The sequence below is a fragment of the Amycolatopsis sp. NPDC049868 genome, from assembly GCF_044461365.1.
Classification (GTDB): domain Bacteria; phylum Actinomycetota; class Actinomycetes; order Mycobacteriales; family Pseudonocardiaceae; genus Amycolatopsis.
The window spans coordinates 1,429,687-1,452,978 of sequence record NZ_JBITKV010000001.1 but is presented as its reverse complement, the minus strand read 5'-3'; the positions used below and the strand labels follow the sequence as shown (position 1 = coordinate 1,452,978).

Genomic DNA, 23,292 nt, shown 5'->3' with positions numbered 1-23,292 from the left:
GAACGTCCCGTTCATAGCGCGCTAGGAGGGGGTCAGGCGGGCTTCACGAGCTTCGCCGCCAACCGCTCCGGCTTCGGCCACCGCACGTCCCGCGCCCAGCCGAACTTCTCGAACAGCCAGATCACCCGCGCCGACACGTCGACCTGTCCACGCAGGACACCGTGCCGCGCGCAGGTCGGGTCGGCGTGGTGGGAGTTGTGCCACGACTCGCCCATGGACAGGATCGCCAGCGGCCAGAAGTTCGCCGCCTTGTCACGGCTGGCGAACGGGCGCTCGCCGACCAGGTGGCAGATCGAGTTCACCGACCAGGTGACGTGGTGCAGGAACGCGATCCGGACCAGCCCGGCCCAGAAGAACCCGGTCACCACCCCCCACCACGACCAGCTGATCAGCCCGCCGAGCACCGCGGGCAGCGCAAGGCTCAGCGTGATCCACAGCCAGAAGTAGCGGTTCACCACCCGAAGATCCTTGTCCGCCACCAGGTCCGGCGCGAAGCGGTCGTAGTTGGTCACCTCGCGGCTGAACATCCAGCCCATATGCGCGTGCCAGAAACCGCGCAGCAGCGCCCCGGGCGACGTCCCGAACAGCCAGGGTGAGTGCGGGTCGCCTTCGCGGTCGGCGAAGGCGTGGTGGCGACGGTGGCTGGCCACCCAGAAGATCACCGAACCCTGCACCGCGAAACTCCCGGCGATGGCGAGCGCGACCCGCAGCGGGCGCCCGGCCTTGAAGGCACCGTGGGTGAAGTAGCGGTGGTAGCCGACGGTCACCCCGAGCGTCCCGAGGGTGTAGAACACCGCCGCCAGCCCGAGATCGACCCAGGTCATGCCCCAGCCCCACACGATCGGCACGGCGGCGAGCAGCGCGACGAACGGGACCAGCAGGAAGGTCTTGAGTATCAGCATCTCCCCGGAGCCTCGGCGGTGCGAGATCAGGGGTTTGGACGGACTGGCCGGTGCGTCCGGCTCGGTGCTGGCGGTCATGCGACACCTCGTGCCTCGACTCGGTGGTGACCCCCGTGTGGGCCACCGAGCGCAGCGTAAGGGCACCGTCTGGCGAGCACGCCGCCTGGGGGTTACGTCCGGTTCAGTTCGAGGTGGCGAGTTCGCGTTCCGGCGCGTTCGCCGAGGGCACGGGACCACGATCGCGTGAACCGCACCACAGCGCGGCCGTCGAGATGATCACCAGCGCGGAGCCGAGGACGTGGAGGGAGACCAAGGCCTCCGGCACGCCGAGCGCGTACTGCACCGAGCCCAGGACGCCCTGGGAAAGCGCGACGACCCACACGAGGGTGTACCGCCGCCACACCTGCTTCGGCGTCTCGCCCCGCATCAACTGGAGCCCGAAAACGGACAACACGATCAGGTAGACCACCAGCAGTCCGCCGTGGACCTGGGTGAGCGTCTCGATGGGGGCCTGGAGCCGGTGGGTGCCGGGGTCGCCGCCGTGCGGGCCCGCGCCGGTCACCACGGTGCCCGCGACGAGGACGGCCCACATGGCCGCGGCGAGCACGATCAGCGTCTTGCGGCCCGCGTCCGGGATCAGCCAGCGGGCGGGCTCGTCACCCTCGGAGAACGCCCGCAGCAGCAGTACCGCGAGCCAGACCAGGGGAGTGGAAGCCAGGAAGTGGAGCGCGACGGTCCACCATTCGAGTTTGGCCAGCACCGTGATCCCGCCGACGACGGCCTGCAGCATCACGCCCGCGGGCATCGTCCAGGCCAGCTTCACCAGCCGGCGGCGGCTCGGGTGCTCGATCTGCACGCGCCACGCGGTGATCACGCACAGCGCGGCGACCAGGATGACCACCCCGGTCAGCATCCGGTTGCTGAACTCGATCCACTGGGTGAGCGCGTCGAACTCGGGGTGCGCGACCGGCACGATGCTGCCTTCGACGCACTGCGGCCAGGTCGGGCAGCCGAGACCCGAACCCGTGACCCGGACCACCGATCCGGTGACGCCGATGCCTGCCTGTGCGATCACCGCCGCTATCGCGACCGCTCGCTGGACCGCGAACGGGGGATACGGCAGACGCGCTACAAGGCTCTGGAACGGCACCGTCCGATGCTAGAACGCCCTTCCTGAGAGCCTTCCACCGGCCGCACCGGCTGTGTCGGCCGCCTCAGGTCAAGCGAGTGGTCTTGCTCGCCAGCGCGCCCGCCACGACGCCCCAGCCGATCAGCACCGCGAACGGTCCCCAGCCGAACGAACCGTCCAGCAGCACCGAGCGCAGACCTTCGGCGAGTGCACCCGAGGGCAGCAGCTCGACGATCCACGCGACGCCGGACGGCATCGTCGACGGCGCCAGCAGGATGCCGCCCGCGAGCAGCAGCACGAACCAGACGATATTCGCCAGCGCCAGCACGGCCTCCGCGCGCAGCGCCCCGCCGAGCAGCAGCCCCAGCGCGCCGAACGCGAGCGTGCCGACGATCAGGAACGGGATCGCGCCGAGGATCCCGCCGAGCGACGGCGACCAGCCCAGCAGCGCGGCGACGGCACCGAGGATCACCGCCTGCAGCGCGACCACCACCAGCGCGGCGGCCACCCGGCCCGCGACGAGCAGCCAGCGGGGCAGCGCGGTCGCGGAAAGCCGTTTGAGGACGCCGTAGCGGCGGTCGAAGCCCAAGGCGATGGCCTGCCCGGTGAACGCGGACGACATCACCGCCAGCGCCAGGATCCTCGGCGTGATCCAGTCCACTTTGGACGAATCGCCGAGCTGCGATGACGGCAGGATGTCCAGCAGCGACAGGCCGATCAGCAGCGCGAGCGGGATGAGCAGGGTCAGCAGGATCTGCTCGCCGTGGCGCAGCGTCAGGCTCGCCTCGACCTTCGCGTGCGTGCGGAGCATCTTGCCCAGCGAGCCGCGGCCGGGGGCCGGGGTGAACGTGCCCGGGGCGAACCGTGGCGTAGGCGTTGTCGTCATGCGCGCAGTTCCCGTCCGGTCAGCTCCAGGAAGACCTCTTCCAGCGTGCGCCTGCCGACCTGCAGCTCCTCCGGCATGACACCCTGCTGCGCGCACCACGCCGTCACCGTCGACACCACCTGCGGGTCGATCGCGCCCTCGACGAGATACGTCCCCGGCGCCGACTCGTGGACGAGATGCCCCTCGGGCAGCGCCGCGGTCAACAGCGCGGTGTCGAGCCGGGTCCTGGCCTTGAACCGCAGCTGCGCCGTCTCGCCGGCTTCGACGGTCAGCGACTGCGGGGAGCCTTCGACGACGACCTTGCCGTGGTCCACGATCACCACGGTGTCGGCCAGCGTTTCGGCCTCCTCCATCAGATGCGTGGTGAGCAGCACGCTGACCCCGTCGGCGCGCAGCGCTTCGAGCAGATCCCAGACCAGGCGGCGGGCTTGCGGGTCCATACCCGCCGTCGGCTCGTCGAGGAAGAGCAGTTCCGGCCGTCCGACGAGCGCGCAGGCGAGCGAGAGCCGTTGCTGCTGCCCGCCGGAAAGCCGTTTGAACGGCGTCTTCCTCGCTCCGGAAAGCCCGAGGACGTCCAGCAGCCAGGCCGGGTCGAGCGGGTTCGCCGCGCACGCGGCGACCAGTCCGAGCATCTCGTCGGCGCGGACACCGGGATACGCGCCGCCGCCCTGGGGCATCACGCCGATCCGGGGCCGCAGCGCGGCGCCGTCGCGCGCCGGGTTCAGGCCGAGCACTCGCACGTCACCGTCGTCAGGCCGCAGGAAGCCTTCGCAGATCTCGACGGTGGTGGTCTTGCCGGCCCCGTTCGGGCCGAGCAGAGCGAGCAAGGTGCCACGTTCCATCCGCAGGTCGAGTCCATCGACGGCGGTGGTGGATCCGTAGCGCTTCACCAGCCCGGTGATCTCGACGGCGGGGGCGTTCACGACAGGTCACGATACGGGCTCACACCGGGACCGAATGCTCCGGGGACGGTCTGGACAGCAGCAGTGGTGAGAGGCGGTGGACGATGAACAACCCCAGAAGCGTGACGACCCCGGCGGCGGCCCACGCGAACGGCAGGACGAAACCGCGGCCCTCGAAGGTGCTTCCCGTCGTCGGCAGCAGGAACGGCAGGACGGCGGTGACGATCGTCGCGGCGATGCGGAACCGCGAGGTCCCCGCCGCCGCGGCGAGCGGGATGATCGCCCACAGCAGGTACCAGGGCTGCAGCGCGACGTGCAGCACCATCACCGCGCCGAGGGAGACACCGAGGCCGATGATCGGCCGGTAGCGCCATTTGAAGCTGTCCCAGAGGAATTTGACCGTCACCGCGCCCGCGACGAGATAGCCGAGCGCGCCCAGGATCGGCACCATCGCGTTGGTGTGGTTGCCGAGACCGAGCGCGATACCGAGGACACCGCCGAGCGCGGCGAGCTCCGACGTCGGCGAGATCCACGAGCGGACCAGCCCGGGTGTCCCGAGCGCGCCGACCCAGCCGAAACCGAGGCCGGTGCCGTAACAGACCGCCACCAGTGCCACGCCGAACAGCAACGCCATCGGCACCGCCGCGGTGACCAGGTCCTTGATCCGGCCGTGCCAGCGTCTGGCCACCATCACGGTGAAGAACGGCAGCGCCAGGATGGCGTTGATCTTCACCGCGACACCGAGGGTGATGAGCACCACCCCTAGCCCGATATAGAGGAGTTCGCCCTTGGCCAGCGGGGGCGGCTCGTCGTTCTTGAACCGCACCGGCATCCGCTGGAGGCCGACCTCAAGCCCGGCCACCATGAGCCCGATCGCGAGCGCGTCGTTGTGGGCGCCCGCGACGAAGTGGAAGATCAGCAGCGGGTTCGCCGCGCCGAGCCACAGCGCGGTGGCGGGCTGCACGCCGAACCGCCGGGCCAGCCGGGGCAGCGCCCAGATGATCAGGATGACGCCGATCAGCGCGAGCCCTCGCTGCAGCAGCACGCCGGTGACGATGTTGCCGCTGCTGAGCGGGGCGAGCCAGCCGCCGAGGCGCAGCAGCAGCGGGCCGTAGGGCGCCGGGGTCTCGCGCCACATGTTGGAGACGCCCGAGGTCAGCGGGTCGGAGACGCCGAGCGCCTCGGCCGGGCCGAGGGAGTACGGGTCCATCCCGCGGGCGACGATCTCGCTCTGCGCCAGATAGCTGTAGACGTCGCGGGAGAACAGCGGCGGGATGAACAGCAGGGGCGCGCACCAGAGCGCGATGGTGCGGGCGAGCTGGCCCTGGGTGGCGAGGCGGCGGCGTGCGGGCTGCGCGAACCGGCCGAGCAGCAGCCAGCTGAGCACGATGATCGCCATACCGGCCAGGCCCATCGCGAGCGAGACCATCGGGATCCGGGTGAACAGCCGCAGGACCGGGATCTCCTGCACCGGGTTGATCACCGGGGCGGCACCCGCGCCGAGCGAGCCGAGCGCGAGGAACAGGGAACCGACCGCGCCGAATCGGCGGACCACGTTCAGCCCGCGCAGTTCCTTGTCGTCCAGCGGTTCCGGATCGTGCGGGCGCCCGGGCACGAGCGTCGCCACCGGTCCCGCAGCCCGGTCTTCCGGCTCTGCCCCGTCCGTGTCCCGCTGTGCCGGGTGATCGCCCACTGCCACGCACGAAGGGTAGCGATCCCGGGAACAGACCGGGCGGGTACGTGGTTACCCCTGTGCTCCAGCCGGCCGAAGTGACCCACGCCACTCCGTGAGGCACCCCTCTTTGCCGTCTCCCCGGAAATACGTCACACTTGTGTTGTGAAAAAGACGGGGACGCAGGACGAGGCCGGTGGCGACATGCTCCGCGCCGAGGTCCAGCCTGTCCCCGCGCAGGTCGGCCCCGAGGGCCGGACCAGGCACGAAGTGGCCCGCTTGCTGCTGGAACAGGGTCCGATGACCGCCGTCGTGGTGGCCGAGCAGCTGGGCATCAGCGCCGCCGCCGTGCGCCGTCATCTCGACGCGCTGCTCGCCGACGGCGAGGCCGAAACCCGGGACGCGCCCCGCCGCGGCCCCCGTGGGCGAGGCCGTCCCGCCAAGAACTTCCTGCTCACCGAAGCGGGCCGGGCCCGCTTCGGGCACGCCTACGACGACCTCGCGTCCTCGGCCATCCGCTTCCTCGCCGAACACGCCGGCGAAGACGCCGTGAAGGCCTTCGCGGAGGCTCGGGTCGCTTCTCTGGTCGGCCCGCACCAGGACGCGATCACCAAGCACGCGGACCCGGCCACCCGTGCCGAGGCTCTCGCTGCGGCGCTGACCAGGGAGGGCTACGCTGCGTCGACCCGTCAGGTCGGTGTCGGTGAACAGCTGTGCCAGCACCATTGCCCGGTCGCCCACGTCGCCGCCGAGTTCCCTCAGTTGTGTGAAGCCGAGACAGAGGCTTTCGCGGAACTTCTGGGTACCCACGTCCAGCGGCTGGCGACCATCGCACGCGGTGACAACGCGTGCACCACACACGTACCCGTCGTCTCGACGGGTCACCCGGCCACACCCGGGCCGGGAAGCACGGCGCCCTCTCCAGGGCGCACAGCACGGATCCCGAATGGAGGGAAACCCGCATGACTGCCGCTGCCGAGCAGCGCACTCCCACCACCGCGCCCATGAGCCAGGAAGAGACCATCGAGTCCCTTGGCAAGTACGCGTTCGGCTGGGCGGACTCCGACGAGGCGGGCTCCACTGCCCGCCGCGGACTGAACGAGGACGTCGTCACCGACATCTCCTCGAAGAAGTCCGAGCCGGAGTGGATGCGCGAAGCGCGACTGAAGGCGCTCAAGCTCTTCGACTTGAAGCCGATGCCCAACTGGGGTGCGGACCTCTCCGGGATCGACTTCGACAACATCAAGTACTTCGTGCGGTCCACGGAGAAGCAGGCCACTTCCTGGGAAGACCTGCCCGAGGACATCAAGAACACGTACGACAAGCTGGGCATCCCCGAGGCGGAGAAGCAGCGCCTCGTCGCCGGTGTCGCCGCGCAGTACGAGTCCGAGGTCGTCTACCACCAGATCCGTGAGGACCTGGAGGCGCAGGGCGTCCTGTTCCTGGACACCGACACCGCGCTCAAGGAGCACCCGGAGATCTTCAAGGAGTACTTCGGCTCCGTGATCCCGGCCGGGGACAACAAGTTCTCCGCGCTGAACACCGCGGTGTGGTCCGGCGGTTCGTTCATCTACGTGCCCAAGGGCGTCAAGGTGGACATCCCGCTGCAGGCCTACTTCCGGATCAACACCGAGAACATGGGTCAGTTCGAGCGGACCCTGATCATCGTCGACGAAGACGCCTACGTGCACTACGTCGAGGGTTGCACCGCGCCGATCTACCAGTCCGACTCGCTGCACTCGGCGGTCGTGGAGATCATCGTGAAGAAGGGCGCCCGCTGCCGCTACACGACCATCCAGAACTGGTCGAACAACGTCTACAACCTGGTCACCAAGCGCGCCAAGTGCGAAGAGGGCGCGACCATGGAGTGGATCGACGGCAACATCGGCTCCAAGGTCACGATGAAGTACCCGTCCGTGTTCCTCATGGGCGAGCACGCCAAGGGCGAGGTCCTCTCGGTCGCGTTCGCGGGCGAGGGCCAGCACCAGGACGCCGGCGCGAAGATGGAGCACCTGGCGCCGCACACCTCCTCGACCATCGTGTCGAAGTCGGTGGCGCGCGGCGGTGGCCGCACCTCGTACCGCGGCCTGGTCAAGGTCGCGAAGCGGGCGCACCACTCGCGGTCCAGCGTGGTCTGTGACGCGCTGCTGGTCGACACGATCTCGCGGTCGGACACGTACCCGTACGTCGACATCCGCAACGACGAGGTCTCCATGGGCCACGAGGCGACCGTCTCGAAGGTCAGCGAAGACCAGATGTTCTACCTCATGTCGCGCGGTCTCGACGAGGCCGAGGCCATGGCGATGATCGTGCGCGGGTTCGTCGAGCCCATCGCGCGTGAGCTGCCGATGGAGTACGCGCTCGAGCTGAACCGCCTGATCGAGCTTCAGATGGAAGGGTCCGTCGGCTAGTCATGTCGGTTACCGAGAACAACGTTTCCGAAGCGATGCGCGAGGGCGTGGTCATCCCGGCCACGTCCCGCGCGGAGCGCTTCACCTCCTACGACGTCGAGGCCTTCGAGGTCCCCGGCGGCCGTGAGGAGAACTGGCGGTTCACGCCGATGAAGCGGCTGCGCGGCCTGCACGACGGGTCCGCCGCCGCCTCCGGTTCGGCCACCGTGGACGCCGACGCTGCCCCCGAACTGAAGATCGAGACGGTCGGCCGGGACGACGAGCGCCTCGGCGCCGCGGGTGTCCCGAGCGACCGGATCGCCGCGCAGGCGTACTCCTCGTTCACCGAGGCCACCGTCATCACGGTGCCCAAGGAGACGAAGACGTCGAAGCCGTCGACGGTGAAGATCACCGGCCCCGGCGAGGGCAAGGTCGCCTACGGGCACGTGCAGGTGCGCGCCGAGCAGTTCTCCGAGGCCGTCATCGTCCTCGACCACGTCGGCTCCGGTACGTACGCCGACAACGTCGAGTTCGTCATCGGCGATTCGGCGAACGTCACCGTGGTCAGCGTCCAGGACTGGGCCGACGACGCGGTGCACGTGTCCGAGCAGCACCTCAAGCTCGGCCGCGACGCCAGCCTCAAGCACATCGTCATCACGCTGGGCGGTGACCTCGTCCGCGTCTCGCCGACGGCGACCTTCGCCGACAAGGGTGGCGACGTCGAGATGCTCGGCCTGTACTTCGCGGACGAAGCACAGCACCAGGAGCACCGTCTCTTCGTCGACCACGCGGTGCCGAACTGCAAGTCGCGGGTGATGTACAAGGGCGCGCTGCAGGGCGATGGCGCGCACACCGTGTGGGTCGGCGACGTGCTGATCCGGGCGGCCGCCGAGGCCACCGACACCTACGAGCTCAACCGCAACCTGGTGCTGACGCCGGGCGCGCGGGCGGACTCGATCCCGAACCTGGAGATCGAGACCGGCGAGATCGAAGGCGCCGGCCACGCGAGCGCGACGGGAAGGTTCGACGACGAGCAGTTGTTCTACCTTCAGTCGCGCGGAATCGGCGAAGACGCCGCGCGCCGCCTGGTCGTACGCGGGTTCTTCCACGAGATCCTGGTCAAGATCGGTGTTCCCGAGGTGCGCGAGCGTCTCGAGGCCGCGATCGAAGCCGAACTCGAAGCTGTCGGCGCCTGAGCGCGCGTCCGTCCACATCAGACTTTTAGGAAAGAAATGCCTACGCTGGAAATCAAGGATCTGCACGCCTCGGTCACGACCGAGGAAGGCCCCAAGGAGATCCTCAAGGGCGTCAACCTGACCATCAAGTCGGGCGAGACCCACGCGATCATGGGCCCCAACGGTTCGGGTAAGTCCACGCTGTCCTACGCCATCGCCGGTCACCCCAAGTACGAAGTCACCTCCGGGCAGGTCCTGCTCGACGGTGAGGACGTGCTGGAGATGAGCGTCGACGAGCGTGCCCGCGCGGGCCTGTTCCTCGCCATGCAGTACCCGGTCGAGGTGCCGGGCGTGTCCATGTCCAACTTCCTCCGCACCGCGGCCACCGCGGTCCGTGGCGAGGCCCCCAAGCTGCGCCACTGGGTCAAGGAGGTCAAGGAGGAGATGGGCAAGCTGGAGATCTCGTCCGAGTTCGCCGAGCGTTCGGTGAACGAGGGCTTCTCCGGCGGCGAGAAGAAGCGCCACGAGATCCTGCAGCTGGCGCTGCTCAAGCCGAAGATCGCCATCCTCGACGAGACCGACTCCGGCCTCGACGTCGACGCGCTGCGCGTCGTGTCCGAGGGCGTCAACGAGTTCAAGGCCAACAACGACGCCGGCGTCATGCTGATCACGCACTACACGCGGATCCTGCGGCACATCACGCCCGACTTCGTGCACGTGTTCGCCGGCGGCAAGATCGTCGAGTCCGGTGGCCGTGAACTCGCGGACGAGCTCGAGGAGAACGGGTACGTCAAGTACACCGGCTCCGCCGAGACCGCCGCCGTCTGATCACTGAACTTCACGACTACACCGAGAGGAGTTGGCCCGATGACCACCACCACGGCTAACTCTGTTCCGCTGGACGTAGCGGCCATCAGGGCCGACTTCCCGATCCTGACCCGCACGGTCCGGGACGGGAAACCCTTGGTGTATCTGGATTCCGGTGCGACGTCCCAGAAACCGGCGCAGGTGCTCGAAGCCGAGCGCCGGTTCCTGGAGACCTCGAACGCCGCGGTGCACCGCGGCGCGCACCAGCTCGCCGAGGAGGCGACCGACGCCTACGAGTCCGCCCGCGTGCGGATCGCGGAGTTCGTCGGCGCCTCCCCGCACGAGCTGGTGTTCACCAAGAACGCCACCGAGGGCATCAACCTCGTCGCCTACGCGATGAGCAACGCCGCCACGGCCGGTCCCGGGGCCGAGCGGTTCAAGATCGGTCCCGGCGACGAGATCGTCATCACCGAGATGGAGCACCACGCGAACCTGGTTCCGTGGCAGCAGCTCTGCCAGCGCACCGGCGCGACGCTGAAGTGGTTCTCCGTCACGGCGGACGGACGGCTCGACCTGTCCAATGTGGACGAGCTGATCACCGAGCGGACCAAGGTGCTCGCGTTCACGCACCAGTCCAACGTGCTCGGCACGATCAACCCGGTCGAGTTCCTGGTGAAGAAGGCTCGCAAGGTCGGCGCGCTGGTCGTGCTGGACGCCTGCCAGTCGGTGCCGCACTTCCCGGTGGACCTGCACGCGCTCGACGTCGACTTCGCCGCTTTCGCCGGGCACAAGATGGTCGGCCCGTACGGCATCGGTGTCCTTTACGGCCGCCGTGAGCTGCTCGAAGCGATGCCGCCGTTCCTGACCGGTGGCTCGATGATCGAGCTGGTCCGCATGGACCAGACCACCTTCGCCGCGCCGCCGCAGCGGTTCGAGGCGGGCACCCCGATGACGTCGCAGGCCGTCGGCCTCGGCGCGGCCGCCGACTACCTGTCGGCGATCGGCATGGATCGGGTCGCCGCGCACGAGCACGTGCTCACCGAGGCGGCGCTCGCCGGGCTCGGCGAGATCCCGGGTGTGCGGATCATCGGCCCCACCGACATGACCGACCGCGGCGGGCTGGTGTCGTTCGTCATCGACGGCGTCCACCCGCACGACTCGGGCCAGGTCCTGGACAGCCTCGGTGTCGCCGTCCGCGTCGGGCACCACTGCGCGTGGCCGCTGCACCGGGCCTGCTCGGTCCCGGCGACCGTGCGCGCGTCGTTCTACGTCTACAACACACTGTCCGAAGTGGACGCTTTGGTGAACGGTGTGCGCGAGGCGCAGAAGTTCTTCGGGGTGGCCTGATGAACCTGGAGAGCATGTACCAGGAGATCATCCTGGACCACTACAAGAACCCGCACGGCCGCGGCCTGCGCGAGCCGTTCGACGCCGAGTCGTTCCAGGTCAACCCGACCTGTGGCGACGAGGTGACACTGCGGGTGAAGGTCGACGACGGGAAGGTCGCCGACGTCTCCTACGAGGGACAGGGCTGCTCGATCAGCCAGGCGTCCACGTCGGTCTTGACGGATCTCGTCGTCGGGCACACCGTGGAGGAGGCGTTCACCACCATGGACGCCTTCGTCGAGCTGATGCAGGGCAAAGGACAGATCGAGCCGGACGAGGACGTGCTGGAGGACGGCATCGCCTTCGCCGGCGTGGCCAAGTACCCGGCCCGCGTGAAATGCGCCCTGCTCGGATGGATGGCGTTCAAGGACGCCGTCGCCCGCACGACCAACGGAGTTGAGACGGCATGACCGAACAGCAGACCGAAACCCGCGAGGGGCGCACGGCCGCCGACCTCGACGCCGAGACCGCCGCCGCCCCGGACAGCGCCGACGTGGCGAAGGTTGAGGACGTCGAAGAGGCGATGCGCGACGTCGTCGACCCGGAACTCGGCATCAACGTCGTCGACCTCGGACTGGTCTACGACATCCGCGTCGAGGCGGACAACACCGCCACCATCGACATGACCCTGACGTCGGCGGCCTGCCCGCTGACCGACGTCATCGAGGACCAGACCGGTGCCGCGCTCGTCGGCGGAGGGACCGGGCTGGTGAAGGACTTCCGGATCAACTGGGTCTGGATGCCGCCGTGGGGTCCGGAGAAGATCACCGACGACGGCCGCGAACAGCTGCGGGCGCTCGGCTTCACCGTCTGAGGCTTGCTTCGCTCCTTTCGAGTGCTAGGAACGGTCCTTTCCTTGCGAAATTTGCAAGGAAAGGACCGTTCATTGCATTGAGGGGAGGGTCGAGGGCGCCGAGCGTATAACGACCTATACCGCGTCCCGTAGGCTGCCGGAATGATCTTCCGGTCCATCGCGCTCTTCGCGCTCGCCGCCCTGCTGGAGATCGGCGGTGCCTGGCTGATCTGGCAAGGCGTCCGGGAACACCGCGGCTACCTCTGGATCGGCGCCGGCGTCATCGCGCTGGGGCTCTACGGCTTCGTCGCGACCTTGCAGCCCGACGCGAACTTCGGCCGTATCCTCGCCGCGTACGGTGGGGTCTTCGTCGCGGGCTCGCTGGCGTGGGGGATGGTCGCCGACGGCTACCGGCCGGACCGCTACGACGTGATCGGCGCCTTGATCTGCCTGGCCGGGGTCGGGGTCATCATGTACGCGCCCCGAGGTTGAGTGGCGCTACTCTGCGCTGTGACCGAAACGGACTTCCCCACACCGCCCGCCGAGAGACCCCGGCCGAAGCGAAGATTCTCCCCGCTCCTGTTCGTGATGATCCTGCTGGCGGTCGTCGGCGTGGGCGCCGGCGGATACGGGTTCTGGACCCTGCTGAGCTATCGCATGGCGAGCGTTCCCGGCGGCGGGATGGCGCCCACGATCCAGCCGGGGGCGGTCGTGCTGTACCGCTGGACCTCTCTTCCCGAGATCCCCCGCGGCGCGGTCGTCCTCATGGATGTTTCCGCGTTTCCGGATTCGGGCCCCGACGACGGCCGGATCGTCAAGCGGGTGATCGGTGTCGGCGGTGACCAGGTCGTCTGTTGCACGAACGACAACCTGATCGCCGTCAACGGGACGCCGGTCAAAGAGCCCTACACCGAGGACGACAACGGGTACGGCCGCAAGGAGTACCGGTCGTTCAGCGTCCAGGTTCCGCCGGACGCCGTGTTCGTCGTGGGCGACCAGCGGAACAACTCGCGGGACTCACGGCTCTACATCGGTATGCCGGGCGACGGCGCCGTGCCGCTGTCGAAAGTGCGCGGAGTCGTCGTCGGGCTGGGGAGTCTCCTCGCCGCCGACCCCTTTCCGCAGACCACCGCTTTCGTCGAGGCCGGACTGCCCGGGGATCCGGTGTCCGACACCGGGTTCCGCACCTCGCGAAACCTCGCGTTCGGCGGCGCCGGGCTCGTCGCCGTCGGCGTCATCGGGGCGATCGTGAGCGTTGTCCGCTCCGCCGGAAAACGACGAAGAGCAGCCGCAGTCCCACCAATGCGCTGACCACCAGCAGGTTGTAGCCGAACATCTGGTGCAGCGTGACCCCGGTCAGCACCTCCGGGCCGGTCGCGCTGCCCAGCAGCAGCACGGCCATCAGGCCGGTGGCCACGCCGACGAACGCCAGCAGGATCTCGTGCACCAGCCCGGTGACCACGTCGCGGTCGCGTTCGTCGGAGAACAGCCGGACGTTGACCGAAAGCCTGCCCTGCTCCAGCGCGTCGCCGATCCGGTCGACGCGGCGGGGCAGCCGTCGCAGCACCGGCAGGAGCGCCATCAGTTCGTTGGTGGCCGTGGAACGCAGCGATTCCGGGCGCAATCCGGCACCGACCTGCTCGGCGGCGTAGGCGCGGGATTCGACGACGATGTTGAATCCCGGCGCCAGCGCGGCCAGCGTTCCCTCCAAGGTGGCCAGTGCGCGGAACACCGCGGCGATCGGCGGGGGCACGCTGAGCCGGAAGTCGGCGATCACCCGGAACAGGTCGGTGAACATGTCGAGATCCGGGGCCTGGCCGTGGTTGAAATGCTTGGCCACCAAGGCACCCAGCGCCCGTTCCAGCCGTCGCTCCTCGATCTCGTCCGGCCGGTCGACGATCTCCAGCAGACCGTCGCGCAACGCGGCCGGGTCGCCGCGGTCCAGGGCGAGGATCAGGTTCTGCAGTCCGCCGCGCAAACCCGAGTCGAGCCGGCCGACGGAGCCGAAGTCGAGCAGGCCCAGCCTGCCGTCGTTGAGCAGCAGGACGTTGCCGGGATGCGGGTCGGCGTGGAAGACGCCGCTGCCCATCACCTGGCCGAGCACGCACCGCAGCATCGACCGCGCGAGCTTCGCCCGTTCCGCGACCGGCACCCGCTCCTTGGCCGCGGCGAGCGGTTTGCCGTCGAGGCGCCGCATCACCAGGACACGTTCGGTGGACAGTTCTTTGTGGACGGTCGGAAGGGCGACCTCGGTGCCGGAGGAGGCGGCGGTGACCGCTTCGATGTTCCTCGCCTCGGTGCGGAAATCGAGCTCCTCGACCAGCGCGTCGGCGAATCCTTCGGCCAGATCGACGACGCCGAGTGAGCGTGCCCAGCCCGCGCGCAGGTCCAACGCGGCCGCCACCCGGCGGACGATGTCGAGGTCCCGCTCGACCAAGGCCTGCACGCCCGGTCGCTGCACCTTGACGACGACGTCCTGCCCGCTCCGCAGCTTCGCCCGGTAGACCTGCGCGATCGACGCGGCCGCGATCGGCTCCGGGTCGAATTCGGCGAAGATCTCGTCCGGGTTCCCACCGAGTTCCTCCCGCAGTACCGTCGCGACCCCGTCGGCGTCGGCGAAGGCGACCTGGTCCTGGAGCTTGCTGAGCTCGTCGACGAAAACAGGGGGGAGCAGGTCGGATCGGGTCGAGAGCAGCTGGCCGAGTTTCACGAACGTCACGCCGCCCTCCTCCAGCGCGCGCCGCAGCGAGCGCGCCAGTTTGGCGTGCCGGACCTGGGCGAGGCCGGGTTCGCGGCGGCCGGTGAGATAGCGGCCGAGGCCGTGCTTGATCGCGATCCTGGTGATCTGCGAGTAGCGCCGTGTCCTGGCCGCGCGGCGGCGCATCGACCGGATCCTGCCGATCAGCCCGAGCCCCGAGCCGGAGGGCAGCGCGAGTTCCGCGACGAACAGGAAGATCAGCGTCGCCAGGAAAGCGCTGCCCGCCACCGGGATGACCAGCCCGGCGAAGGCGTTGCCCGCGTACATCGCCCGCGGGAACGCGGTGAGGATGCCTCCCGCGACCAGCCAGCCGAAACCGGCGGCGCAGCCCGCGCGGATCAGGCCGATCCGCACACCCAGCACGCGGCGGGCGCCGACCACGAGCGGCCACAGCATGAGCGCGTAGACGGGCAGGGTGAGCAGGCCGAGCAGCAGGTTCATGCCGAAGAGGACATCACGCGCAGCCCGCGCGGGATTCCCGCTGCGGCGGGACGGTGCTCACCCCTGAGAGGGAGCGGACCCCGAAGTTGTAGGTGGTGGTCGCCTCCTTGGGCGCGAACAGGACACCGAGGACGGCGATCGCCGCCGCCGCGAGGAAGCCGGCGCGAAGATCGAGGAGATCGCCGAGGAAGCCGATGAGCGGTGCTCCGGCGGCCTGTCCGAGTGCCAGCATCAGGAAGGCCACGCCGACACCGAACGCGGGCGCCGTCGGGTAGGCCCTGGTACCCCAGAGGATCAGGACACCGGTCAGTCCGATGTAGACGGCCCCGAAGAGCGCCGCCGCGATGACGAGCGCCGGGAGCGACCGGGTGGCGAGGGCGAAGAGGGCCGTGGCGGCGGCGAACAGGACCATTCCCGCCGACCAGGCGCGGCGCAGTCCCGCCCGGGAGGTCAGCTCGGCGGTGAAGGCGCCCGCCAAGCCGACCGCGCCGAGCACGATCCACACCACCGTCGAGGCGGTCTCGTCGAGTCCGCCGACGCTCACGGCGATGTCCCGGCCGAACGTCCAGATCGCCGCGCTGGCAAGACCGAGGGTCGCGGCGGCGGGCAGCAGCCGCCCGGTGGAGGGCGGGAACAGCGGCGACGGCAGTCCCCGCGCGCGGTCGTCCTTCACCGGCGGCACGACACGGGCGATCCACAAGGTCACCAACGCGGAGGCCACGGCGAAGGCCCACCAAGCCATTCGCCAGTCGCCGACGGCGAGCAGGGATACCGGACCCGAGACGAGCACGCCGAGTCCGGTCCCGGCGTTCACCACGGACTGGGCACGGTCTCGGCGGGTCACGCGGACGACGCGGGAGACCGCGTCGGCGAGCGAGGGGGAAGCCAGGCCCGTGCTCGCTCCGGCGAGGACGACGCCGAGCGCGAGGACGCCCGCGTTCGGCGCGGCCGCGATCAGCGCGGTCCCCGCGGTGGCGGTCGTCCCGGCGGCGAGCGCGCCCGCCCGCGCGCCCCAGCGGGTCGTCACGGCGGTCGAGGCGACGACCGCGAGGCAGTACGCGACGTAGCTTCCCGCCGCGATGGCGCCGAGCGCGCTGCCGTCGAGGTCGAACTCCGTACGGAGCGTCGGCGCGAAGAGGCCGTACGCGTACCTCGCGAGTCCGTAGGAGACCGCGATCAGTGATAACCCGGCCGCGGTGAACGTCAGCTCGCGTTTGTACGAAGAAACCATCAGCTCTCCTCCAGAGGTATACCGAGCGGTATACCTCTGGAGTGTTCCCGCATCTCGCGCCCGGGTCAACCGATCGGTATAGTCGAGGCATGCTGACACCGGCCGGCGAGCGCGTGCTGAGCGCCGCGAGCGAGCTCTTCTACCGGGAGGGTCTGCACGCCGTGGGCGTCGCGGCCATCGCCGAGGCCGCGGGCGTCACGAAGAAGACGCTGTACGCCTCCTTCGGATCGAAGACGGAGCTCACGATCGCGTACCTGCGAAGCCGTCACGACGTCTGGTGGGCGTACCTCGAAGAGCGGCTGGCGGAGGCCGAAGCGCCCCGGGCGCTGACGGTCTTCGACGCCTACGTCGATCACCCCAAGCTCGGGAGCGACCGGGGTTGCGCCTTCCTCAACGCGGCCGCCGAACTGCCCGCCGGGCATCCCGGGCTCGACGTGATCCGGCGGCACAAGGCGGCGGTGCGGGCGAAGTTCGCCGAACTCCTCCGCGAGGACGCCCCGCGCGCGGCCGATCCGGAGCGGATGGCGGAGCAGCTCTTCCTCCTGCTCGAAGGCGCGGTCGCGCATACCGGCATCGACGGGGACGCGCACCGGGTCACGCTCGCGAGGGAGATCGCGGAGATACTCGTGAGGGATACGCGCGAAGCCGGCACACGCTAGAAAGACCCCATGCGACTTTTCGGCCCGCTCCTGGATCGGGCGACCTACCGCAGGTGGGTCTACTTCATCCTCGGTGGCGCACTGAGCGTGCCGTATGTGCTCTTCGCCGCCATCATGGTGCCGTCGCTGCTGCCCCTCGTCGTGACGGTGGAACGCGGGACCCTCATCGGGATGATCACCGTCGTCCTGGTGATGATCGCGTCGTCGTTCATCCCCGCCGTCCGCGTGCTGGAAGGCGCGGCCGTGCGGGAACTGCTGGACGATCCCGTGCCGGGAGTCGTGTTCGGGCCGGCCGGGAGCTGGCCCGTCCGGCTGCGCTCGACCGCGATGTTCCTGCTGCACGTGATCACCGGTTGTGTCGTCAGCCTGGTGAGCCTGCTCGTGCCGGTCGCGTTCGGATTCACGATCGCGGCTCCGTTCAGCGGCCGGATCGCCCTGACCGACGAGAGCGCGATCGAGGTACCGAAGGGCTGGGCGAGCGCGTGGATCCCGGTGGCGTGCCTGCTCGGCGTCGTCGCGCTGGCCTACGTCGTATGGGGCGCGGGCGCGGTGCTGACCCGTTGCGCCAAGAGCCTGCTGGGGATTTCGGCCGCGGAGCGGATCGCCCAGCTGGAGAAGCGCACCGAACAACTCGCCGAACGCAACCGGCTCGCGCGCGAACTGCACGACTCGGTCGGGCACGCGCTGAGCGTCGTGACCATCCAGGCGGGCGCGGCGCGGCGCACCCTGCGGTCCGATCCCGGTTTCACCGAGCAGGCGCTCACCGCGATCGAGGACTCGGCCCGCGCCGCGCTGGACGATCTCGACCATGTGCTCGGCCTGCTGCGTGACGAGGCCTCGTCGCGGGCGCCGCAATCGGGGCTGGCGGAGCTGCCCGCGCTGGTCGAGGCCACGCGGCTGGCGGGCGCCGAGGTGTCGGCGGAGATGCGAGGTGATCCGTCCGCGGTGCCGCCGGTGGTCTCCCGCGAGGCGTACCGGATCCTGCAGGAATGCCTGACGAACGCGTTGCGGCACGCCGGTAAGGTGCCGGTGGCGGTCCTCGTCGACGCCGGGGCGGAGCTGTTGCGGGTGCGGGTGTCCAATCCGCTCGGCGCCGCGGCGCCGTCACGGGACGGTGGCGGCCGAGGGCTGAGGGGAATGACGGAACGGGTGGAAGTGCTCGGGGGCACGATCACCGCGGGCCGCGCGGACGGATTCTGGAAGGTCGAGGTGGCGGTGCCATGGGGGGAACGGCGATGAGCATCGGGGTGCTGCTGGTCGACGACGAACAGCTGATCCGGGCCGGGCTGCGGGCGATCGTCGCTTCGGAGCCCGACCTGGAGGTCGTGGGCGAGGCGGCCGACGGCGCCGAGGTACCGGGCCTGGTGACGCGGTTCCGGCCCGATGTCGTGCTGATGGACGTCCGGATGCCGTCGATCGACGGCATCCGCGCGACCACTCACCTTATGTCCACTATGGACAAACCGCCGAAGGTGATCGTGGTGACCACCTTCGAGAACGACGACTACGTCTACGACGCCTTGCTCGCCGGGGCGAGCGGCTTCCTGCTGAAGCGGGCCAGGCCCGAGGAGATCGTCGCGGCGATCCGGACCGTGGCGGCGGGGGAGTCGCTGCTGTTCCCGGCCGCGATCCGGCGGCTCGCCGCGCAGCAGGCGAACCGGGGGCCGCTGGACGGCCTGGCCGGTGCCGGGCTCACCGAACGCGAAAGCGAGGTGCTGCGGCTGATGGCGGGCGGACTGTCCAATGTGGAGATAGCGGGCGAACTGTACCTCGGCGTGCAGACGGTCAAGACACATGTCGGGAACGTGCTCGCGAAACTCGGCGCCCGGGACCGGACGCAAGCGGTGATCAAGGCCTACGACACCGGATTCGTCACGCCGGCGGGCTGACGATCGTCACCTCCGCGGTCCGGTGCCCAGGTCAATCGAGGGCGGCGAGGATCAGCGCGGCCATCGCGGCAGGGTCCCCGTTTTCCGGGCGCAGCACCAGATCCGGGCTCTCGGGCTGCTCGTAAGGAGCGTCCACCCCGGTGAACCCGCTGATCTCGCCCGCCCTCGCCTTCGCGTACATCCCCTTGGGGTCGCGGTCTTCGCAGACCTCCAGCGGGGTGTCGACGAAGATCTCGATGAACGGCAGCCCGGCGGCTTCGTGCGCGGCGCGGGCGAGTTCGCGGTCCGCCCGGTACGGGCTGATCAGGGAGACCACCGACACCACACCGGCGTCGGCGAACAGCTTCGCGACCTCGGCGACACGGCGGACGTTCTCGGCGCGATCGGCGGGGCTGAAGCCGAGGTTCCCGTTCAGCCCGTGCCGCAGGTTGTCGCCGTCCAGCAGGTACGCGGGCCTGCCCGACGCCACCAGCCGCCGCTCCAGTTCCACGGCCACGCTCGACTTCCCGGACGCGGAAAGCCCGGTGAGCCAGACGGTGAGCCCGCGTGTCGCGCGTTCCGCCCTGGTGACCGCGGCGGTATGCCAGACGACGTTCGACGCGGTCACGCTCGGTCCGGTGATCATGCCCGCCGCGACCGTCGCCCCGGAATGCTCGTCGACGAGCAGGAAACCTCCGGTGGAGCGGTTGCGGCGGTAGGAATCGAACAGCAACGGCTGCCGGGCGTGCAGCCGGATCCGGCCGATCTCGTTGAGCGACAACGACTTCGCGGTCTCGTCGCGGTGCAGGGTGGTGACGTCGAGCCGGTAGTCCAGGTCGCGGACCTCGGCCTTGGTCTCCCGGGTGGTGTGCCGCACGAGGAAGGTATTCCCTGCTTTCAAAGCTCCTTGTTCGGAGAACCAGCACACCATCGCGTCGACGTCCCGGCTCGTGTGGGGACGGTTGCCGGGGCGGCAGATCAGGTCACCGCGGCCGAGGTCGAGGTCGTCTTCGAGTTCGATCGTGACGGCCCGCGAGGCGAAGGCCTCGGTGACCGTGGTGCCGCCCGGGCCCCAGATCGCGCGCACCGTCGTGGTGAATCCGGACGGCAGGACGGCGACCTCGTCACCGGGTTTGAACACCCCGCCCGCGACGGTGCCCGCGTAACCGCGGAAGTCGCGGCTGTGCTCGCGGATCACGTACTGCACGGGGAATCGTGCGTCGATGAGGTTGCGATCCGAGGCTACGTGCACCTGTTCGAGGTGATGCAGCAGGGAAGTCCCTTCATACCAAGGCATACTGGCGCCCCGATGCACGACGTTGTCGCCGTGCAGCGCCGACATCGGCACGAAGGTGAGGTCGTGCACCTGGAGTTTCATGGCGAAGCGCCGGAAATCCTCGCGGATCTCTTCGAAGCGGTCTTGCGACCAGCCGACCAGGTCCATCTTGTTGACGCACAGCACCAGATGCGGGATTCCCAGCAGGCTGGCCAGGAACGCGTGCCGCCGCGACTGTTCGAGCACGCCTTTGCGGGCGTCGATCAGGATCAGCGCGAGATCCGCCGTGGACGCGCCGGTGACCATGTTCCGGGTGTACTGCACGTGTCCCGGTGTGTCGGCGATGATGAACTTCCGCTTCGGCGTGGCGAAATAGCGATGGGCGACGTCGATCGTGATGCCTTGTTCGCGTTCGGCGCGTAAACCGTCGGTCAGCAGCGCGAGGTTCGGGTACGCCTCGCCGCGGTCGCGGCTGGTGCGTTCGATGGCTTCGAGCTGGTCGGTGAACACCGTCTTCGAATCGAACAGCAGACGGCCGATCAGGGTCGACTTCCCGTCGTCGACGCTGCCCGCGGTCGCGAGGCGGACCAATGAAGCGCCCATCAGAAGTAGCCTTCCTTCTTCCGGTCTTCCATCCCCGCCTCGGAGATCCGGTCGTCGGCTCGGGTGGCGCCGCGTTCGGTGAGCCTGCTGACCGCGACCTCGGCGACCACTTCGCCCGGTGACGTCGCCGTCGACTCGACGCAGCCGGTGCAGGTCGCGTCGCCGACCGTGCGGAAGCGAACCGTTGCCTCGTAAGGACTTTCACCTTCGTTCAAGGTGAGGAAGCGGGTGTGCGCGAGCAGCATGCCGTCCCGCTGGACGACCGGACGCCGATGCGAGTAGTAGATCGACGGCAGGTCGACGTTCTCCGCCTCGATGTACTGCCAGATGTCGAGCTCGGTCCAGTTCGACAGCGGGAAGACGCGGATGTGCTCGCCCTTGCGGTGCCTGCCGTTGTACAGATCCCACAGTTCCGGCCGCTGATTGCGCGGGTCCCATTGGCCGAACTCGTCGCGGAAGCTGAACACCCGTTCCTTCGCACGGGCCTTCTCCTCGTCGCGCCGCGCTCCGCCGAAGACCGCGTCGAAGGAATGTTCGCGGATTCCCCGCAACAGGGCGGCGGTCTGGAGACGGTTGCGGCCGGCCTTCGGGTCTTCGACGACCCGGCCGGCGTCGATGTCGTCCTGGACGCTGGAGACGACGAGCCGGAGCCCGTACGTGCCGACCGTGCGATCCCGGAACTCGATGACCTCGTCGAAGTTGTGCCCGGTGTCGACGTGCATCACCGGGAACGGTGGCGGCGACGGCCAGAAGGCCTTGGCCGCCACGTGGAGCATCACCATCGAATCCTTGCCGCCGGAGAACAGCAGCACAGGCCGTTCGAAGGTCGCCGCGACCTCGCGGAAGATGTGCACGGCTTCGGCTTCGAGTGCTTCGAGATGGGTGAGCTCGTAGGCCGGGGACGCCATCGTGACCTCCGTCGTTCGAGATCAGAAAAGTAGAACAAGTTCTTGTGCTTGGTCAAGGGGAGGAGGACGCTGTCGGCATGGACCTGGTCGCGCTTGAAGAGATCCGACGCCTCAAAGCCCGTTACCTCCGCTGCCTCGACCTCAAGCTGTGGGACGAGATGGCCGGGACCCTGACCGCCGACGTGCGTGCGCGGTACGGAACGCCGTCGTACGGCAAACCGCTGACCTTCGAAGGCCGCGAAGCGATCGTCGAGTTCTTCCGGAACGCTGTCGGCGCCGGAATCACCACGGTGCACTTCGCCGGGCAGCCGGAGATCGACGTCGACGGCGACACCGCGACGGGCACCTGGCTGATGCGGGACAAGGTGATCGTGCCCGAGCATCGGGTGATCATCGAGGGCGCGGCGTACTACGAGGACACCTATCGGCGGGTGGACGGCGTGTGGCTGACCGCCTCCACCCAGTACGACCGGCTGTACGAAACGATGATGTCGATGGACGACGTGCCGAGCCTGAAACTCACCGCGAACCGGTGGTCCTCCTGACCCGCATTTAGAGGACTGAACGCGTGGGGTGGCGGCCGCCGGATTCGGCGGTGACGGCATCGGCGGCGGCGACCAGTGCCGCGCCCCGTCGCGCGATCTCGGCGCCGGTGACCGGCTCGCCGACCGACAGCGTGAGCACCAGTTCCTGTCGCCCCGAAGCGTCGAACGTCGGGGCGGCCAGCAGGCTCACCGCGTGCTTGCGGCGCGGCTCCAGGTCGGCGCCGAGGTAGACGCGCTCACCGAGGCTTGACACGAGTTCTCCCACCAGGCCCCGCACTTCCGGTGGCAGTTCGTCCGCCCCGACGCCCGCCATCAGCGCATAGAGTCGCCGCCCCGCGGAGGTCAGGCTCTCCACCAGATAACCGTGCTCCCGGCATTCGGCGACGACGCGGCGAAGGTGCGCTTCGTCCAGTCGCACCGGCACCGCCGGAGGTTTGGCGAGCCACGCGTCGAATGCCGCGTCGGAGTCCCACAGCACGTACATCAGGCCGACCGGCGGCGCGAACGGATACGTCTCGCCCAGTTTGACCCGGCCGGGCCCGGCGCTCTGCAGCATCAGGATGCGGTCGCCGACCACGGCCGACGCCGTGCACGTGGCGCGGTAGCGCCTGCTCAAATCCTCCAGATGCCGTCGTGCGACCTCGCTCGCGCCGAAACCCTCGCTCGCGACCCGGCCGGCGGCGACCATCGCGGGCCCCAGCCGGTAGGTGACCGGTCGGGGGTCTCGGACCAGGTAGCCGCCCGTCGTCAGCTCGGTCACGATGCCGAGACAGGTCGGTTTCGCCAGGTCGAGCTCGCGGGCGAGCTCCGAAAGGCCGAAGCGGCGGCCGGGGTGCGCGGCGAAGAAGTCGAGTAGCTTCACGACCCGCTCGGTGGGCGGAGAATGCCGGGCCATTGACCATCCTTAGAACGCGTTCTAGTGTTGCCGTGCGAAGAACGTACCAAGTCGGTACATATTTGT

Annotated in this window: 23 protein-coding genes; 13 read left to right on the top strand and 10 right to left on the bottom strand. The window is 69.2% G+C overall.

Annotated elements, in window-relative coordinates; translation table 11 throughout:
* Positions 1-32: 32 nt before the first annotated feature.
* From ACIBTM_RS06910 to mptB, 5 genes are all read right to left on the bottom strand, one after another.
* Complete coding sequence (locus ACIBTM_RS06910) at positions 33-980, bottom strand: acyl-CoA desaturase (protein ID WP_073847011.1); 948 nt, start codon at positions 978-980, stop codon at positions 33-35.
* A 103-nt stretch (positions 981-1,083) separates the two neighbouring features.
* Positions 1,084-2,052, bottom strand: coding sequence for a heme A synthase (locus tag ACIBTM_RS06905; RefSeq protein WP_395875585.1), 969 nt, complete (start codon positions 2,050-2,052; stop codon positions 1,084-1,086).
* A 64-nt stretch (positions 2,053-2,116) separates the two neighbouring features.
* Complete coding sequence (locus ACIBTM_RS06900) at positions 2,117-2,917, bottom strand: ABC transporter permease (RefSeq protein ID WP_395875584.1); 801 nt, start codon at positions 2,915-2,917, stop codon at positions 2,117-2,119.
* Complete coding sequence (locus ACIBTM_RS06895; RefSeq protein WP_395875583.1) at positions 2,914-3,840, bottom strand: ABC transporter ATP-binding protein; 927 nt, start codon at positions 3,838-3,840, stop codon at positions 2,914-2,916. Before ACIBTM_RS06895 ends, ACIBTM_RS06900 begins: the two co-directional genes overlap by 4 nt.
* A gap of 19 nt (positions 3,841-3,859) precedes the next feature.
* On the bottom strand, positions 3,860-5,446 hold the full coding sequence (mptB, locus tag ACIBTM_RS06890; protein ID WP_395875810.1) for a polyprenol phosphomannose-dependent alpha 1,6 mannosyltransferase MptB: 1,587 nt from the start codon (positions 5,444-5,446) through the stop codon (positions 3,860-3,862).
* A gap of 210 nt (positions 5,447-5,656) precedes the next feature.
* Here mptB and ACIBTM_RS06885 point away from each other — a divergent pair, with 210 nt between their 5' ends.
* From ACIBTM_RS06885 to lepB, 9 genes are all read left to right on the top strand, one after another.
* The gene (locus ACIBTM_RS06885; protein ID WP_395875582.1) at positions 5,657-6,457 is read left to right on the top strand and encodes a helix-turn-helix transcriptional regulator; all 801 of its coding nucleotides are present in this window, start codon (positions 5,657-5,659) and stop codon (positions 6,455-6,457) included.
* Positions 6,454-7,902, top strand: a complete 1,449-nt coding sequence (sufB, locus tag ACIBTM_RS06880) for a Fe-S cluster assembly protein SufB (RefSeq protein WP_038515497.1) — start codon at positions 6,454-6,456, stop codon at positions 7,900-7,902. Before ACIBTM_RS06885 ends, sufB begins: the two co-directional genes overlap by 4 nt.
* A 2-nt stretch (positions 7,903-7,904) precedes the next feature.
* Complete coding sequence (gene sufD / locus ACIBTM_RS06875) at positions 7,905-9,077, top strand: Fe-S cluster assembly protein SufD (protein WP_395875581.1); 1,173 nt, start codon at positions 7,905-7,907, stop codon at positions 9,075-9,077.
* Between the two features lie 36 nt (positions 9,078-9,113).
* Positions 9,114-9,884 (top strand): Fe-S cluster assembly ATPase SufC, encoded by a 771-nt coding sequence (sufC, locus tag ACIBTM_RS06870; RefSeq protein WP_007029703.1) that lies wholly within the window; start codon positions 9,114-9,116, stop codon positions 9,882-9,884.
* A 39-nt stretch (positions 9,885-9,923) separates the two neighbouring features.
* Positions 9,924-11,210, top strand: a complete 1,287-nt coding sequence (locus ACIBTM_RS06865) for a cysteine desulfurase (protein WP_395875580.1) — start codon at positions 9,924-9,926, stop codon at positions 11,208-11,210.
* The gene (sufU, locus tag ACIBTM_RS06860; RefSeq protein ID WP_007029705.1) at positions 11,210-11,659 is read left to right on the top strand and encodes a Fe-S cluster assembly sulfur transfer protein SufU; all 450 of its coding nucleotides are present in this window, start codon (positions 11,210-11,212) and stop codon (positions 11,657-11,659) included. The genes ACIBTM_RS06865 and sufU overlap by 1 nt, the downstream gene beginning before the upstream one ends.
* Complete coding sequence (locus ACIBTM_RS06855; protein WP_016333171.1) at positions 11,656-12,063, top strand: metal-sulfur cluster assembly factor; 408 nt, start codon at positions 11,656-11,658, stop codon at positions 12,061-12,063. Before sufU ends, ACIBTM_RS06855 begins: the two co-directional genes overlap by 4 nt.
* A gap of 141 nt (positions 12,064-12,204) precedes the next feature.
* Entirely contained in the window at positions 12,205-12,534 is a 330-nt protein-coding gene (locus tag ACIBTM_RS06850; RefSeq protein WP_125736353.1) for a YnfA family protein, read from the top strand.
* Positions 12,535-12,552: 18 nt separating this feature from the next.
* Complete coding sequence (gene lepB, locus ACIBTM_RS06845; RefSeq protein ID WP_395875579.1) at positions 12,553-13,353, top strand: signal peptidase I; 801 nt, start codon at positions 12,553-12,555, stop codon at positions 13,351-13,353.
* Here lepB and ACIBTM_RS06840 read toward each other — a convergent pair.
* Both ACIBTM_RS06840 and ACIBTM_RS06835 read right to left on the bottom strand, forming a co-directional pair.
* Entirely contained in the window at positions 13,277-15,241 is a 1,965-nt protein-coding gene (locus tag ACIBTM_RS06840; protein WP_395875578.1) for an ABC1 kinase family protein, read from the bottom strand. The genes lepB and ACIBTM_RS06840 overlap by 77 nt on opposite strands.
* Before the next feature lie 13 nt (positions 15,242-15,254).
* On the bottom strand, positions 15,255-16,472 hold the full coding sequence (locus tag ACIBTM_RS06835) for an MFS transporter (protein WP_395875577.1): 1,218 nt from the start codon (positions 16,470-16,472) through the stop codon (positions 15,255-15,257).
* 89 nt (positions 16,473-16,561) lie between these two features.
* Here ACIBTM_RS06835 and ACIBTM_RS06830 point away from each other — a divergent pair, with 89 nt between their 5' ends.
* Genes ACIBTM_RS06830 through ACIBTM_RS06820 form a run of 3 tightly spaced genes read left to right on the top strand, consistent with a single transcriptional unit; the run spans position 16,562 to position 19,020 of the window.
* Positions 16,562-17,131, top strand: a complete 570-nt coding sequence (locus tag ACIBTM_RS06830; RefSeq protein WP_395875576.1) for a TetR/AcrR family transcriptional regulator — start codon at positions 16,562-16,564, stop codon at positions 17,129-17,131.
* A 9-nt stretch (positions 17,132-17,140) separates the two neighbouring features.
* Positions 17,141-18,370: a sensor histidine kinase gene (locus ACIBTM_RS06825; RefSeq protein WP_395875575.1), complete on the top strand. Its 1,230-nt coding sequence runs from the start codon at positions 17,141-17,143 to the stop codon at positions 18,368-18,370.
* Positions 18,367-19,020 (top strand): response regulator, encoded by a 654-nt coding sequence (locus tag ACIBTM_RS06820; RefSeq protein WP_395875574.1) that lies wholly within the window; start codon positions 18,367-18,369, stop codon positions 19,018-19,020. The genes ACIBTM_RS06825 and ACIBTM_RS06820 overlap by 4 nt, the downstream gene beginning before the upstream one ends.
* A 31-nt stretch (positions 19,021-19,051) precedes the next feature.
* Here ACIBTM_RS06820 and cysC read toward each other — a convergent pair whose 3' ends face one another.
* On the bottom strand, positions 19,052-20,878 hold the full coding sequence (gene cysC / locus ACIBTM_RS06815; RefSeq protein ID WP_395875573.1) for an adenylyl-sulfate kinase: 1,827 nt from the start codon (positions 20,876-20,878) through the stop codon (positions 19,052-19,054).
* Positions 20,878-21,786 (bottom strand): sulfate adenylyltransferase subunit CysD, encoded by a 909-nt coding sequence (gene cysD, locus ACIBTM_RS06810; RefSeq protein ID WP_395875572.1) that lies wholly within the window; start codon positions 21,784-21,786, stop codon positions 20,878-20,880. Before cysD ends, cysC begins: the two co-directional genes overlap by 1 nt.
* A gap of 77 nt (positions 21,787-21,863) precedes the next feature.
* On the opposite strand from cysD, the gene ACIBTM_RS06805 reads away from it, so the two are divergent.
* Positions 21,864-22,331, top strand: coding sequence for a nuclear transport factor 2 family protein (locus tag ACIBTM_RS06805; RefSeq protein WP_395875571.1), 468 nt, complete (start codon positions 21,864-21,866; stop codon positions 22,329-22,331).
* Between the two features lie 7 nt (positions 22,332-22,338).
* Here ACIBTM_RS06805 and ACIBTM_RS06800 read toward each other — a convergent pair whose 3' ends face one another.
* A complete protein-coding gene (locus tag ACIBTM_RS06800; protein ID WP_395875570.1) occupies positions 22,339-23,226 on the bottom strand; it encodes a helix-turn-helix domain-containing protein in 888 nt (295 codons plus the stop codon).
* Positions 23,227-23,292: the final 66 nt, after the last annotated feature.

Bases quoted from the DNA above. Each gene is read 5' to 3' on its own strand.
- ACIBTM_RS06910 (WP_073847011.1), bottom strand. From the start codon at position 980: ATGACCGCCAGCACCGAGCCGGACGCACCGGCCAGTCCGTCCAAACCC.
- ACIBTM_RS06900 (WP_395875584.1), bottom strand. From the start codon at position 2,917: ATGACGACAACGCCTACGCCACGGTTCGCCCCGGGCACGTTCACCCCG.
- sufB (WP_038515497.1), top strand. From the start codon at position 6,454: ATGACTGCCGCTGCCGAGCAGCGCACTCCCACCACCGCGCCCATGAGC.
- sufD (WP_395875581.1), top strand. From the start codon at position 7,905: ATGTCGGTTACCGAGAACAACGTTTCCGAAGCGATGCGCGAGGGCGTG.
- sufC (WP_007029703.1), top strand. From the start codon at position 9,114: ATGCCTACGCTGGAAATCAAGGATCTGCACGCCTCGGTCACGACCGAG.
- ACIBTM_RS06865 (WP_395875580.1), top strand. From the start codon at position 9,924: ATGACCACCACCACGGCTAACTCTGTTCCGCTGGACGTAGCGGCCATC.
- sufU (WP_007029705.1), top strand. From the start codon at position 11,210: ATGAACCTGGAGAGCATGTACCAGGAGATCATCCTGGACCACTACAAG.
- ACIBTM_RS06855 (WP_016333171.1), top strand. From the start codon at position 11,656: ATGACCGAACAGCAGACCGAAACCCGCGAGGGGCGCACGGCCGCCGAC.
- ACIBTM_RS06850 (WP_125736353.1), top strand. From the start codon at position 12,205: ATGATCTTCCGGTCCATCGCGCTCTTCGCGCTCGCCGCCCTGCTGGAG.
- ACIBTM_RS06840 (WP_395875578.1), bottom strand. From the start codon at position 15,241: ATGAACCTGCTGCTCGGCCTGCTCACCCTGCCCGTCTACGCGCTCATG.
- ACIBTM_RS06835 (WP_395875577.1), bottom strand. From the start codon at position 16,472: ATGGTTTCTTCGTACAAACGCGAGCTGACGTTCACCGCGGCCGGGTTA.
- ACIBTM_RS06830 (WP_395875576.1), top strand. From the start codon at position 16,562: ATGCTGACACCGGCCGGCGAGCGCGTGCTGAGCGCCGCGAGCGAGCTC.
- ACIBTM_RS06825 (WP_395875575.1), top strand. From the start codon at position 17,141: ATGCGACTTTTCGGCCCGCTCCTGGATCGGGCGACCTACCGCAGGTGG.
- ACIBTM_RS06820 (WP_395875574.1), top strand. From the start codon at position 18,367: ATGAGCATCGGGGTGCTGCTGGTCGACGACGAACAGCTGATCCGGGCC.
- cysC (WP_395875573.1), bottom strand. From the start codon at position 20,878: ATGGGCGCTTCATTGGTCCGCCTCGCGACCGCGGGCAGCGTCGACGAC.
- cysD (WP_395875572.1), bottom strand. From the start codon at position 21,786: ATGGCGTCCCCGGCCTACGAGCTCACCCATCTCGAAGCACTCGAAGCC.
- ACIBTM_RS06805 (WP_395875571.1), top strand. From the start codon at position 21,864: ATGGACCTGGTCGCGCTTGAAGAGATCCGACGCCTCAAAGCCCGTTAC.
- ACIBTM_RS06800 (WP_395875570.1), bottom strand. From the start codon at position 23,226: ATGGCCCGGCATTCTCCGCCCACCGAGCGGGTCGTGAAGCTACTCGAC.